Below are 13563 nucleotides of genomic sequence, written 5' to 3'. Positions count from 1 at the left end.
TGTTTTTAGAGTCAAGGAGTCGGGAGTCATGAGACGCCCCGATACCTTTTGTTATTTTTTCATGGCAGAAACAATATCACCGGCAGACATAGCCTTAGCCTGCTCGTCGATCTTCTGCTGATAACGCTCCGGCGTGATGGGCACAATCTCCATACCATCGGTCAACTTCGTGATACCGTTGGAGACATACTTATCGCCAGTCTTCAAACCGTCGATGACGATGTAGTTATTACCATCGTTCTGCGGATCGACCATAATCTCGGTGTACTTCACCTTGTTGTCCTTGCCAAGGGTGTAGACGAACTTCTTGTTCTGTACCTCGGAGACACAACTCTGCGGGATGACGATAGCGTCGTTGTTCAAGCGCGGGATAACGATAGAACCAGAGGCACCACTCTTCAGCAGTCTCTCGGGGTTGGTGAACACGGCAATCATCTGGATCGTACCCGTTCCTGGATCGATCACGCCACTCATTTTGGTTACCTTACCTGTATGTCCATAGATGGTCCCGTCGGCCAACTGAAGCTGTACCTCAGGCATAGCCTGTACGGCACCATTCAGACCGCCTTCCGATTTACCCATCGCCAACACATCCTTCTCGTTCATGGAGAAGTAGACCTCCATGGAACTAATATTTGAGACGGTGGTCAACGTGTTAGCTGCACTCACCAAGGTACCCACCTTGAAGGGAAGCATACCGACGACACCGGCAGCAGGACTCTTTACATAACAATAGCTCAGCATCTCCTTAGCAGAGGCGAGAGCTGCCTGAGCCTGTGCTAGACCGGCCTTTGCACTCTCGTACTGGTTGGTTGCCGACTGGAGCTCGAAATCACCGATGACCTTGTTCTCATACAGATTCTTGGAGTTCTCATAGCTCAACTTGGCCGTATTACATGAAGCCTGGGCCGTATTCACCGCAGCCTGGGCCTGACGCACCTGAGCCTGATAGGTCACATTGTCGAGTACAAACAGTATCTGACCAGCACTGACCGTCTGCCCTTCCTTCACATGAATCTGAGTAATAAAGCCCTGTACTTTCGGATGGATCTCCACATCCTGCACACCCTTGATGGTTGCGGGGTAAGTAGACTGCATCGTCGTGTTCGATGTTCCGACAGTCACTACAGGATACTCATTGTCGCCAAAGCTTGCACGACCGCCACCACCGCACGAAGAAGCCAGCAGTGCTACGGCTGCAAACAAACAGAATTTGTTCTTTTTCATACTTATTTTAAACTAGTTTATCTTTTCCAAAACGGTTCACACAACGAAAACTAAAGTATATGCCTTCAGTTTTCGAGTTGCAAAGATACGAAAAATATATCTTTAGATATATCTCCGTACCGGAATTTTAACAAAGTTTATTGGCTGTTATAGTTTTATATAAATCTTCTTCCGATACAGCACATAGCCAAGCAAGAAGTTCAACAGAACGAAACAGACCGCGTAAGTCAGCGAAGCCCACTTCAAGGGAGGGATGATGGCATGAATAGCCCCATAAACCATTCCCAATAAGCCTATCTGTTTCAGGACAATGGCCAACAGCTCTGCCGATATATAAAGGGCCAGTGCATTCACACCAAAAACATGAAAAGGCATGAGCCATGAGGAAGGAATTACAGGTCGTTTTCCATCATCATTCATGTCAATAATATTCATCAATAGAGCCTGAAGCAGAGCAGCCAGACCACAGGTCACCATCACATAGCTGGGACTCCATATCCGTTTGTTCAGCGGAAGACCATACGACAGCAGGTAACCACCTATCACCAAGACGGTTCCAACCACAAAGAGAGCGATAACCTTCTGGGCGACCGTCTCACGAGTCTTGATAAGTCGGCCACAATAGAAGCCGATCAAGACATGTGCCACGGCCGATATCGTACCCAGAAGACCTTCCGGATCGACCGGACTCTTATGATAGATATGCTGATAGCCGAACACCTTCAGGTCGGCCTGCGCCAGAATATTGACGTCGGCATCGTAGGCATAGCCGTTGCCCAGGATAAGGATCAGCGAGTAGACGACCAACAGGAGGGCGGCGACAGAGAGGATATGACGATGATTCCCGAAAAGGGCGAACAACGATACGATGCCATAGCAAAGGGCTATACGCTGCATAACGGCCCAGACACGCAGATGACCGAAACACAGAAGATCGCCTTCAACAGCATGATCGAACCAGTTGATGAAAAGACCGATGGCAAAAAGCAGCACCGTACGTTTCACAATACGTCGTACCACAGGAGCCGAGGGCTGAAAGGCCGACTTCGACAGGGAGAGATAGCACGATACACCCATGATGAACAGGAAGAAGGGGAACACCAGATCACAAGGCGTCAGACCATTCCACTTCGAGTGCTGAAGCATCTCGAACGACTCGTCCCAGCCATTGTTGACCAAGATCATTCCTGCTACGGTCAAACCGCGTAATATATCAAGACTTAATAAACGCTGACTTTGTACTGCCATTTTGAGAATGAATAATGATGAATACCTGAGAAAGAAGAAATCAGTGACTATTGCGGGAGGAGCAGCTGCATGACTTCGCGGGCGATATCGACAGGCGAGCCTTCCGCTACAGCGGAATAGGGATTATGCTGGAGGGTCCACGGCTCCTCCATCGCATAGTAATCGAGCCTCACCTCCTGTGGCAGCGCCATCTGGAAGAGTTCCGCGGCCGTCTTGTTGGCATGAGGACCACCACCCAACAGTTCTGGCTGAGGAGCCGTCTGCGCCTGCATCTGAGCCATCAGCGCATCGAAATAGGTCTTCCACCGGACATAGTAGAAATCCTTCAACAGTCCCTGCCACTCCTTATGGGCATAGTCGCGCAAGCCACCCGTATCAGCACAGTAACGATTTCCCCACGTCGTGATCTGCACGCGAGCATTCCACTCATAGAGCTCTTTCTCTTCGGACGTCGTGCCACAGCGACGAGCCGCCTCGGTCCAGTGGCCCAGACGGAACTCCGAGCGTGTACCCAAGAGCTTATCCTGCATCAGCAACATCTTGAGAAAGCGCTGCGCATCCTTGTCAAACTCCTGACGTGCAAAGGCCTTATAGTCGGCTATGGTATGTTGATATTGCAAACGGGCCTGATCGGCCAGTGCCTGACGCGTAATATCAACCAGATCGTATTCGAAATTATTGTTTCCACGATACTTCTCCGCCACGCTGTTCATGAGTCGTGCCGCCTCACGAGTATCAGAAGGATCGTAATAATTCTTCATCTTCGACCATGAGGAAGCCTGGAAGTTATTGAGCGACGGACGACCGCAGAAGATACTCTCGTGAGGACCCTGTTGGTTGTTACCCGCAGGACAGTTATAGATACTCTTTGCAAGAATCATCCATGCCTGTTCGATGACGGGATCGTCTACCCCATAGCGTGCCTTCACGTAATTCTTCACCCATGTCTCCTTCGCGAACTTCTCTGGTCGCCAGGGCAGTTCACTCATCAGTTCAAACATCACGGGGTTGTTCTCCGAGCCCTCCATAGTGAAACCTATACCCTTTGGGCTTTGGACTTTGAACTTTGAACTTTGAGTATGTTCCGTAGAATAGAAGTTGTCAAGGAGCTGATCCATACGTCCATGCAGACCGACATTCGCCCCGAAGTTCTCGAGCATACAAAAGAGCCAGTGATGCTGTTTGTATCCCTGCTCGCGCCTCCAAATGCTGGGAATGCCAAACATCGGCCGACACTCCGAGAAGAGGTCGAGCACCAGCAGGTCGCCAGCCTTCATACCATCGACCATCGCTGGGCGCGGGTTCTCCGTCCATCCCTGTATCACCCACACCGCCTTGGGGTTTACACGTTTCATGGCCGTCATCATCGCCTCACCCGCCTTGGCATAGTTGATGGAGGCATCGTCGCTACTCTCATGGAAGGGATCCATGGAGTAATAGTCGGCCTTCCCGAACAGTCGTGTCAGTTCCTCATAATATATCTTGGCAATCTCTGCAAAGCGCGGATCAGTGGGAAGCAGATTGGCTGGTCGCTGGAAGCCATTCCATAGTCCGGCATCAGCTACGTTCAGTCCCAACTTCTCCTTGGCATCATGAGGTACCATCCCACAATAGCCCGGCAGTACAGGATGCATATCGAGCTGTTTCATACGAGTCAATATCTGCTTCTGGAGCTGCTCCTGACGGGTATACCACGAAAGCGGCAGCGGACCACCCCATCCTTCGAGGTTGTTCATCTCCCACCATGCCAGGAAGGCAGGACCCGCGATGAACGCCCCCACCTCCTGCTCCGTATATCCGAGCCTCAACAGCATATGACGCCATACACACTCCTCACCGACGATGGCCAGCGGCAGATTAACGCCATGGAGAGCTAGCCAGTCGATCTCCTGCTCCCATCGTTTCCAGTCCCAGAAGGCCATCGAATAAGAAAAGGTGCAGTAGTTGAAGGCATAACGTTGCGACAAGTCCGTTTCATGGCGCTCTCTCTGTTTCACTGCCGGCAATACGACAGGCAGTTTTGCCTGCATCTGGTTCCATGAAAGATGGATGCTTGCATAGTATTTCAGGTACCAGTTAACGCCCGATGCAATGTTCACCCACGTGTTACCACGCACCACGACCCGTCGACCCTGCTGATCCAGCTCGAAAAAGTCTTTCTGACTCTTGACCCGTTCAATCTTAAACTTAGCCGAGGCGCCCTTATCGATACGCTCCAGCAGGTCATCCACAGGATTGGACCACACCTGCATCGACAGCAGGATGGCCACAATGGTTAGCAGTTTTCTCATATATCAGTTCTTCGCTATATCAGTTTCATCTTCTTCGCCTTGTCCATCAGCAACTGCATCAACGGCTCACGCTCGTTCTCCACACGGTTGTCAAGGACGGCATCCTTCAAGTATTGCTTCAGAACGCCCACCTCGCGACTCGGCTTGAGATGGAAGATCTCCATAATCTCGTTGCCATCGATGACAGGCTGCAGCAGTCGAACATAGTCTTTCTCCTTCAAGTCGGCCAACTTTTCGCGCACCATACGGAAGTTCTCGCGAAACATCTTCTTGCGCACCTCGTTCTTCGAAGTGATATCCGCCTCGCAGAGTGTCATCAAGTCGTCAATATCCTCGCCGGCATCGTTCATCAGGCGTCGGACGGCAGAGTCGGTCACCTCATCGTCGGCAATGGCTATAGGACGCATGTGCAGGTCGACGAGCTTCTGTACATACTTCATCTTCATATCCATCGGCAACATCAGGCGACGGAAGATCAGCGGAACCATCTTCGCTCCGATTGTGTTATGATTGTGGAAGGTCCAACCGATGGCAGGATCCCAGCGTTTCGACTTCGTCTTGCCGATGTCGTGCATCAAAGCCGCCCAGCGCAACCACAGATTGTCAGACTTAGAGGCCACGTTATCCAGTACCTCCAGCGTGTGATAGAAATTATTCTTATGCGCCCTGCCGTTCTTCTGTTCCACGATATCAAGAGCAGCGAGTTCAGGCAGGATGATGTTCAGCAGTCCACAGCGTTGCAGGTCGACGAAACCCTTCGAAGGGAAAGACGACAGCATGATTTTGTTAAGCTCATCCTTGATACGCTCACCACTGACAATCTTAATTCGTTCTGCCATCCGTTCCAATGCCACGAAAGTCTCCTCCTCGATCTGGAAGTTCAGTTGGGTGGCAAAGCGGATGCACCGCATCATCCTCAACGGATCGTCCGAGAAGGTAACATCCGGTTCGAGTGGCGTAGCGATGATGCCATCCTCGAGGTCGGCCAGACCGTTGAACGGATCGACCAACTCACCGAAGCGTTCTTTATTCAGGCAGATGGCCATGGCATTGATGGTGAAGTCGCGACGGTTCTGGTCATCCTCCAGGGTTCCATCCTCAACGATGGGCTTCCGCGAGTCATGACGATAGCTCTCCTTACGGGCACCTACGAACTCCACCTCGTACTCCTTGCCTTTCTGACGGAACTTCACCTGAGCCGTTCCGAAGTTTCGGAACACAGAGAGGTGCGCCTTCCGTCCCACCATCTTCTTCAACTCCTCGGCCACGGAGATACCACTGCCCACGACCACCACGTCGATATCGTTTGAGGGTCGTTCCAGGAAAATATCACGGACATAACCACCCACCACATAGCACTCCAGACCCAATCGGTCTGCTGCCTCACTAATCTGATGGAATATCTCCTGATCTAATATCTCCGCCAGTTCTTCGTCGGAATATAATTTCATCGCTTATTCGTCTTTGAGAGTGCAAAGATACAACAAAATCCCCACATTTCCGCCTTTTCCCGTCTTTTTCTTTGTTATATCAAAGAATAAACCATCCCTCATCCCGACGCAACTCACCCCTACCCATCAACAATTTATCAGGATTTCTTGGTAATACGAATGATTTGTTGTATTTTTGCAGGCAGATTATCCATCACACCACTAAAACTATAAATGTAGAAATGAAGAAAAACGTTCTCATGACAGCTGCCATCATTGCAGCACTGTTTGTATCACTGTCTGGTTTCGCTCAGACAGACAAGGTCAATAACTTCCGCATCAAGCGTGGTACGAATGTGAGCCACTGGCTCTCACAGTCGGAACAGCGCGGCGAGGCCCGTAGGCTCCATATCCAAGAGGACGACTTCGAGCGCCTTGAGGCACTGGGGTTCGATTTCGTACGTATCCCCATCGACGAGGTACAGTTCTGGGACGAGCAGGGCAACAAGTTGCCTGAGGCATGGCAACTGCTGTCCAATGCCCTCGATCAGGCACGGGCACACAATCTCCGCGCCATCGTCGACCTACACATCATTCGTTCGCACTACTTCAACGCCGTAAACGAAGGCGCTCAGGCAGCCAACACTCTCTTTACCTCAGAGAAATCCCAGCAGGACCTGATCAACCTCTGGTACCAACTTTCCGACTTTCTGAAAGACCGCAGCTGCGACTGGGTGGCCTACGAGTTCATGAACGAGCCTGTGGCCGACGAGCATGAGCAGTGGAACCAGTTGGTAGCCAAGGTACACAAGGCCCTCCGCAAGGTGGAGCCTCAGCGCACACTTGTCATCGGCTCCAACCGTTGGCAGGGGCACGAGACGATGAAATACCTGAAAGTGCCCGAGGGTGACAAGAACATCATCCTCTCTTTCCATTATTACAACCCGATGATCCTGACCCACTATGGTGCCTGGTGGACCCCGATAGGCAAGTACACCGGCAAAGTGAACTACCCTGGCGTATTGGTATCGAAAGAGGATTATGAGGCTGCCCCCGATGCTCTCAAGCCTGAGTTGAAGCAATATACGGAACAAGTATGGGACATCAACACCATCCGTGCGCAGTTCAAGGATGCCATTGAAGCCGCCAAGAAATACGATCTGCAACTGTTCTGTGGCGAGTGGGGTGTCTACGAGCCCGTGGACCGTGAACTGGCCTACAACTGGACACGCGACATGCTGACCGTATTCGACGAGTTTAACATCGCCTGGACCACCTGGTGCTATGATGCCGACTTCGGTTTCTGGGATCAGCAGCGCCACACCTATAAGGACCGTCCATTGGTTGAGCTACTGATGTCTGGCAAAAAACTAGGCGAATAGTCCTTCACTGAATAATGTAAATAAAAATACACTATAAGTCTCGCTTCTGGATGATCAGTCTCCAGAGGCGAGATTTTACTTTGAAGACTCTTTAACGATTAGCGTCGTATTGTTTAAAAACCAATAAAGAATTGGCAGTCTCGAAAGAAATACGTACATTTGCAGTCTCTAATCATCCATAAAAGACAAAAAGATGAAACGAACCCCATTATACCTGGCCGTCGCCCTCTTATTCACAGCCTGCAGCGACAGTCAGCAGAAGAAGGCAGAACAACTACTGGAAGAAGCAAGGACTCACTTCGCACAGGGACAACTCGACGAGGCAAGAGCGGACATTGACTCATTACGCAAGACCTACCCCGACCTGATAGAGATACGCAAAGCGGCACTAAAGCTTCATCAGGATGTGGAGCTGAAACGTGCACAAGAAGAATTCATGCAGACAGACAGTCTGTTGCAGATTGTTCAAAAGGAGTACGACGACATGCAGGCGAAGGTGGAGGAAGATAAGGCTGCCTTGAAGGCCACGGCCGAAGAGCTGACGCTTCTGACCATGAAGCGGATAGAGCGCGACTCCATTCGTACCCAATTTGAGACACTTGGGGCAAAGATACGCTATATCCACATGAAGCAGAAGGAGTGACGTAGTTCGGTTTTCCTTTGGCTTTCCGCTCATTTATTCATATCTTTGCCATCAAAGATGGCGAATTTACTCCATCTCGGCAAAAAAAGAAACGAGTTTCTTGTTTTTGCGCTCAACTTTTCGTAATTTTGCACCCGATATGGGAAATATGGAGATAACCAATGCACAGTTTGAACAGGCACTGGCAGAATGCCGGGCTTTGTTCGAGAAAAAACTTCACGACTATAAAGCTTCGTGGCGCATATTACGTCCCACGGCACTGACAGACCAACTCTTCATCAAAGCCAAACGTATCCGTTCACTGGAAATCAAGAAAGAATCGAAGGTGGGCGAAGGTATCCGTCCGGAGTTCATCGCGCTGATCAACTACGGCATCGTGGGACTGATCCAGCTCAGTCATGGCTTTGCCGACACAGTGGACATGGACAATGAGGAGGCCATGAAACTCTACGACCAATATGCCCACGAGGCCTTGGAGTTGATGAAGCGCAAGAACCACGACTATGACGAGGCATGGCGCTCCATGAGGGTCAGTTCATACACAGACCTGATCCTGACAAAGATTGAACGTATCAAGGAGATCGAAAACCTGCAGGGCGAGACACTCGTCTCTGAAGGAATCGATGCCAACTATATGGATATTATCAATTACGCAGTCTTTGGCGTGATTAAACTATCGGAGGACAACAACGCAGAATAAGAGAATGAAGAAGATTGCCGTCAACATCTGCCGTCTGGTGCTTGCTGTGACACTGATCCTGTCGGGATTCGTCAAGGCTGTCGACCCGTTGGGTACACAGTACAAGATAGCAGACTACCTCGGAGCCATGGGACTGGGTAGGCACATACCCGATATCGCCACGCTCTCCGCATCTGTCCTGTTGTCGGCAGCAGAGTTCATTCTCGGCATCTGCCTGCTCTTTGCCATCAGAAGACGAATGGCCTCACTGATCGTGCTACTGGTCATGATTGTCATGACGGCGCTGACCCTGTGGCTGGCACTGACAAACCCCATCAGCGACTGTGGCTGCTTTGGTGATGCCCTGGTACTGACCAATTGGCAAACATTCTGGAAGAACATCATCCTACTGGCGGCCGCCATCGTGGTATGGAAATGGCCCCTGGAGATGACACGTATCATCAGTGAGAGCAACCAGTGGATCGTACTGAATTACTCTGCACTCTTTATCCTGCTGTTCATATCCGGACGCAGTCTCTACACCCTCCCCCAGTTCGACTTCCGTCCCTATCATATCGGTGCCGACCTGAAGCAGGGATGGCAGAAGATGACGGAAGGAGAGGATTCGCCATACGCCGACTTCTTCATCGAGCGTATTGACGACGGTGAGGACATTACTGAGCAGGTACTCAACCACCAAGGTTATACGTTCCTATTGGTGTCTCCCCATCTGGAGCATGCGGACGACTCACAACTCGACGAGATCAACAGGATTTACGAATACAGCATCGACAACGCCTATCCTTTCTACTGTCTGACAGCTAGTCCGGAGAAAGCCATCGAGCACTGGTGCGACAAGACTGGAGCAGAATATCCTTTCTGTCTCACCGACGAGACTGTCTTAAAGACCGTCATCCGAAGTAATCCGGGTCTGTTACTCCTCAAAGATGGAACGGTCATCGGGAAATGGAGTCATAACGCACTGCCCGAGGAGGAAGAAATGACAGGAAGACTAGAGGAGTGTACACTCGGGCAACAGCCGAAGAACAATGTCGCAGGGAAGATCCTCTGGGTATTTACATGGTTCGTTCTTCCGCTGTTCCTCCTGACGGTAGCAGACCGTCTTTGGGCATGGAGTCGCTGGCTTCGTTCCGGAAGGAAGAGATCCGCGAAGAAAAGCGAAGAAGAAACAGATAATAACAACCCTTTAAATAAACAATAAAATAATTATGAGAAAGAAAATTGTAGCAGGAAACTGGAAGATGAACATGAATCTCCAGGATGGTATTGCTCTTGCAAAGGAGCTCAACGAGACACTGAAGGCCGACAAGCCCAACTGCGGTGTGGTGATCTGCACACCGTTCATCCACCTTGCTTCTATCGCACAGTTCCTCGATCAGGACATCATCGGTCTGGGTGCTGAGAACTGCGCTGACAAGGAAAAGGGTGCTTTCACCGGTGAGGTAAGCGCCGAGATGGTGAAGAGCACAGGTGCACAGTACGTGATCCTCGGTCACTCTGAGCGTCGCGAGTACTACAAGGAGACTCCTGAGATCCTGAAGGAGAAAGTACTGCTCGCCCAGAAGAACGACCTGAAGGTGATCTTCTGCATCGGTGAGAGTCTCGAAGAGCGTGAGGCTGGCAAGCAGAACGAGGTCGTAAAGGCCGAGCTCGAGGGTTCTGTATTCAACCTCTCTGAGGAGGACTTCCGTAAGATCGTCATCGCCTACGAGCCAATCTGGGCTATCGGTACTGGCAAGACCGCTACCGCTGAGCAGGCAGAGGAGATCCACGCTTACATCCGTTCTATCATCGCCGAGAAGTATGGTCAGGCTGTTGCCGACGACACAACCATCCTCTATGGTGGTTCATGCAAGGCTTCAAACGCTCCTGAGCTGTTCGCTAAGCCCGACATCGACGGTGGTCTGATCGGTGGTGCCTCACTGAAGGCTGCTGACTTCAAGGGTATCATCGACGCTTGGAAGAAATAAACACGAACGTCAATGAAGTTTATATAGTGAATAATGATAAGTGAATAGATATTGGTATGAAATTAACAATATGCAATAAGCTGGTGATCGTGAACATCAAAGTGACCGTGCTGCTGGCACTATTTACTTTTCATTGTTCACTATTCACTTCTGCTCAAACCTTTACCCAACGCGTGCAACAGGAGAAGAAGGGTGAAGGAAAGGTGACCATCACGCAAGACAAGAGCATCGAAGAACTCGTGAATGGTCCGAAGACTGTCTCCGCCGAACAGAAGGCGACACCGAAACAGACAGGAAAATCAGATATTACTGCTACAAATCATAAAGAACAAGAGAAAAAAACGGAGAAGCTGAGCCCTGAGAGTGCCCAGGGCAGCATCGCCATCCCCGACACCACCATCGACAACCGGAAGAAGGTCATGAAAGGTGGATACAAGATTAACGGCTATCGGGTACAGGTCTTCGCAGGAGGTAACTCACGCAACGACCGCATCAAGGCGGAGAGGACCGGCAATGAGATCAAGGCGCTCTATCCGGGTGTACCCGTTTACGTGCATTTCTACTCCCCACGGTGGATCTGTAGGATGGGCAACTACCGCACTTATGAAGAGGCCGACGAGGTGCTCAGAAGCGTCAAGAAGATGGGATACGACTCGGCCATTATCGTCAAAGGAAAAATCACAGTACAATACCCATGATTCAAAACCAAGGCATAGACGACAAGGAGATATATCGCGAAGGACTAGAGGATCTCGCCGCACACTACAAGCAGGTACTGAGTCTGCTTGGCGAAGACACAGAGCGTGAGGGATTACTGAAGACCCCCATGCGCGTGGCGAAAGCCATGCAGGTGTTGACACGAGGTTATCAGATGGACGCACATAAAGTGTTGACGGATGCTCTGTTTAAAGAGGACTACAGTCAGATGGTCATCGTAAAGGACATCGACTTTTTCTCCCTCTGTGAGCACCACATGCTTCCCTTCTACGGAAAGGCACATGTCGCGTACATCCCCAACGGCTACATCACTGGACTCTCTAAGATTGCCCGTGTGGTGGACATCTACGCCCATCGGCTACAGGTACAGGAGCGCATGACACAGCAGATCAAGGACTGTATTCAGGACACGCTCAAGCCACTCGGTGTGATGGTGGTTGTCGAGGCCAAGCACATGTGCATGCAGATGCGCGGCATCGAGAAGCAGAACAGCATCACTACGACCAGTGACTTCAGTGGTGCCTTCAATCAAGCTAAGACCCGTCAGGAATTCATGAACTTAATACATAATAATCAAATCTAATCTAATCAATTTATGGACCAGACCAACAGACCTAATTTCAGGACCAGCGGTTCCGTAGGCGACGCTTTTTTGCACAGCTGCCTTGGGAAGTTGCTGATTCTTATGGCTATTGTTCTTGTATTGCTGATCGTTGCCTACTTCACCGCTCCGACAGAGAAAGAGATGAGAGCGGAGATGAATGATAACATTATGCAATGCATGGAGATGAACGACAGTATCCGTGGCGACAAGATCGACGACTATGTGCACAACATCGGTTTTATCTTCACGAAGGCTGACTCGACAAAAGTGGGACAAGAGTGGAAAGAGACTTTCGATAAGTATAACCGACTGGAGGTCTACCGTCACACCTTCTACTCCACAGCCTATGTGTATAACAATATCCGTGCAGAAGGCACCAGGGTAGGATTCGGCATCTTTGGTCTGGTGATCCCAACATCCAACTTCAATGATTTCCTGTTGCATGTTGGACCAATGCACAAAGGTTATGACCAGAAGTTGATCCGTACAACGGTGATTCCAGATAACGATCTCGGCTCAAACCCCAATATCCAGGAATTCCACTATAGACGTAATCCTGACGATTGATGTATGAACATCTTCGTTTCTGAGGAAATAGCGTCTGTCTGCCCCGAGTTTGTTGGGGCAGCCGTTGAAGCACAAGTCGTCAACACCAGCTATTGTGACGAATTGTGGCAGGAGATTCATGCTCTTGAGGAGAAGTTCCGGAAAGAACTCACCACAGAGAGTCTGAAAGAGATCCCGTCTATCGCAGCTACTCGTCGTATCTACAAAGCCTGTGGCAAAGACCCTTCTCGGTATCGTCCTGCCAGTGAGGCTCTGATCCGAAGAATGCTCCAAGGCAAAGAGCTCTACCAGATCGACACACTCGTCGACCTCATCAACCTTGCTTCCATCGCCTTCGGTTATAGCATCGGAGGCTTCGATGCCGATAAGTTCGTCGGCGACACGCTCACATTAGGCATCGGACGTGAGGGAGAGCCATACGAGGGCATCGGCAGAGGGATGCTGAACATCGCTGGTCTACCCGTCTACCGCGACGCCCTAGGCGGTGTGGGTACACCCACAAGTGACAACGAGCGTACAAAGATCACACTCGGTACCACACACCTCGTTGTACTGATTAACGGCTACGACGGCAACGAGAAACGTGTCATCGACAATGCCCGATTCATACAAGATCTGATTCGTAAATACGGCCGAAGCGACGGCGGTAGCTATCTTATATATAAATAATAAGACAAACCTATGGATTTAAAACTTCTAATTATTCTGGCGCTCATATTAGCGCTACCTGTATGTATATTTTTTGTAAGGCGCTATTATCTTAGACAATTGCGCAACGAGGTTA

General features: G+C 50.3%; 11 protein-coding genes and 1 pseudogene. 8 read left to right on the top strand and 4 right to left on the bottom strand.

The features are described from left to right. Positions 1–51: 51 nt before the first annotated feature. The 4 genes from BLU99_RS09395 to BLU99_RS09380 form a co-directional block, all read right to left on the bottom strand. Positions 52–1227: an efflux RND transporter periplasmic adaptor subunit gene (locus BLU99_RS09395; protein WP_091901414.1), complete on the bottom strand. Its 1176-nt coding sequence runs from the start codon at positions 1225–1227 to the stop codon at positions 52–54. A gap of 147 nt (positions 1228–1374) precedes the next feature. Continuing rightward, complete coding sequence (locus tag BLU99_RS09390; RefSeq protein ID WP_091901412.1) at positions 1375–2475, bottom strand: acyltransferase family protein; 1101 nt, start codon at positions 2473–2475, stop codon at positions 1375–1377. Positions 2476–2522: 47 nt separating this feature from the next. Next, positions 2523–4766, bottom strand: coding sequence for an alpha-N-acetylglucosaminidase (locus tag BLU99_RS09385; protein WP_091901409.1), 2244 nt, complete (start codon positions 4764–4766; stop codon positions 2523–2525). A 14-nt stretch (positions 4767–4780) separates the two neighbouring features. Next, the gene (locus tag BLU99_RS09380; RefSeq protein ID WP_091901407.1) at positions 4781–6217 is read right to left on the bottom strand and encodes a CCA tRNA nucleotidyltransferase; all 1437 of its coding nucleotides are present in this window, start codon (positions 6215–6217) and stop codon (positions 4781–4783) included. Positions 6218–6438: 221 nt separating this feature from the next. On the opposite strand from BLU99_RS09380, the gene BLU99_RS09375 reads away from it, so the two are divergent. The 8 genes and pseudogenes from BLU99_RS09375 (at position 6439) to BLU99_RS09335 (ending at position 13448) form a co-directional block, all read left to right on the top strand. Next, positions 6439–7578, top strand: a complete 1140-nt coding sequence (locus BLU99_RS09375; protein ID WP_091901404.1) for a glycoside hydrolase family 5 protein — start codon at positions 6439–6441, stop codon at positions 7576–7578. A gap of 193 nt (positions 7579–7771) precedes the next feature. Next, positions 7772–8221: an outer membrane protein assembly factor BamD gene (locus BLU99_RS09370; RefSeq protein ID WP_091901402.1), complete on the top strand. Its 450-nt coding sequence runs from the start codon at positions 7772–7774 to the stop codon at positions 8219–8221. 139 nt (positions 8222–8360) lie between these two features. Further along, on the top strand, positions 8361–8921 hold the full coding sequence (locus tag BLU99_RS09365) for a DUF1599 domain-containing protein (RefSeq protein ID WP_369807717.1): 561 nt from the start codon (positions 8361–8363) through the stop codon (positions 8919–8921). Between the two features lie 4 nt (positions 8922–8925). Next, positions 8926–10891 (top strand): annotated as a pseudogene (gene tpiA / locus BLU99_RS12450) (triose-phosphate isomerase). A 56-nt stretch (positions 10892–10947) separates the two neighbouring features. Beyond that, on the top strand, positions 10948–11589 hold the full coding sequence (locus tag BLU99_RS09350) for an SPOR domain-containing protein (RefSeq protein ID WP_091901397.1): 642 nt from the start codon (positions 10948–10950) through the stop codon (positions 11587–11589). Further along, positions 11586–12191, top strand: a complete 606-nt coding sequence (gene folE, locus BLU99_RS09345; RefSeq protein ID WP_091901394.1) for a GTP cyclohydrolase I FolE — start codon at positions 11586–11588, stop codon at positions 12189–12191. Before BLU99_RS09350 ends, folE begins: the two co-directional genes overlap by 4 nt. A 102-nt stretch (positions 12192–12293) precedes the next feature. Next, on the top strand, positions 12294–12779 hold the full coding sequence (locus tag BLU99_RS09340) for a hypothetical protein (RefSeq protein WP_091901381.1): 486 nt from the start codon (positions 12294–12296) through the stop codon (positions 12777–12779). Between the two features lie 3 nt (positions 12780–12782). After that, positions 12783–13448: a B3/B4 domain-containing protein gene (locus tag BLU99_RS09335; protein WP_091901379.1), complete on the top strand. Its 666-nt coding sequence runs from the start codon at positions 12783–12785 to the stop codon at positions 13446–13448. The last annotated feature ends 115 nt before the right edge of the window (positions 13449–13563 follow it).

Origin of the sequence: Prevotella sp. lc2012, assembly GCF_900107065.1 — a bacterium.
Classification (GTDB): domain Bacteria; phylum Bacteroidota; class Bacteroidia; order Bacteroidales; family Bacteroidaceae; genus Prevotella.
This window is presented reverse-complemented; position numbering and strand designations above follow the sequence as displayed.

What these genes read in the sequence shown, in the direction of transcription:
- BLU99_RS09380 (WP_091901407.1), bottom strand. Translation starts at nt 6,217, where the DNA reads ATGAAATTATATTCCGACGAAGAACTGGCGGAGATATTAGATCAGGAG.
- BLU99_RS09350 (WP_091901397.1), top strand. Translation starts at nt 10,948, where the DNA reads ATGAAATTAACAATATGCAATAAGCTGGTGATCGTGAACATCAAAGTG.
- BLU99_RS09365 (WP_369807717.1), top strand. Translation starts at nt 8,361, where the DNA reads ATGGGAAATATGGAGATAACCAATGCACAGTTTGAACAGGCACTGGCA.
- BLU99_RS09395 (WP_091901414.1), bottom strand. Translation starts at nt 1,227, where the DNA reads ATGAAAAAGAACAAATTCTGTTTGTTTGCAGCCGTAGCACTGCTGGCT.
- BLU99_RS09370 (WP_091901402.1), top strand. Translation starts at nt 7,772, where the DNA reads ATGAAACGAACCCCATTATACCTGGCCGTCGCCCTCTTATTCACAGCC.
- BLU99_RS09385 (WP_091901409.1), bottom strand. Translation starts at nt 4,766, where the DNA reads ATGAGAAAACTGCTAACCATTGTGGCCATCCTGCTGTCGATGCAGGTG.
- BLU99_RS09340 (WP_091901381.1), top strand. Translation starts at nt 12,294, where the DNA reads ATGGCTATTGTTCTTGTATTGCTGATCGTTGCCTACTTCACCGCTCCG.
- BLU99_RS09375 (WP_091901404.1), top strand. Translation starts at nt 6,439, where the DNA reads ATGAAGAAAAACGTTCTCATGACAGCTGCCATCATTGCAGCACTGTTT.
- folE (WP_091901394.1), top strand. Translation starts at nt 11,586, where the DNA reads ATGATTCAAAACCAAGGCATAGACGACAAGGAGATATATCGCGAAGGA.
- BLU99_RS09390 (WP_091901412.1), bottom strand. Translation starts at nt 2,475, where the DNA reads ATGGCAGTACAAAGTCAGCGTTTATTAAGTCTTGATATATTACGCGGT.
- BLU99_RS09335 (WP_091901379.1), top strand. Translation starts at nt 12,783, where the DNA reads ATGAACATCTTCGTTTCTGAGGAAATAGCGTCTGTCTGCCCCGAGTTT.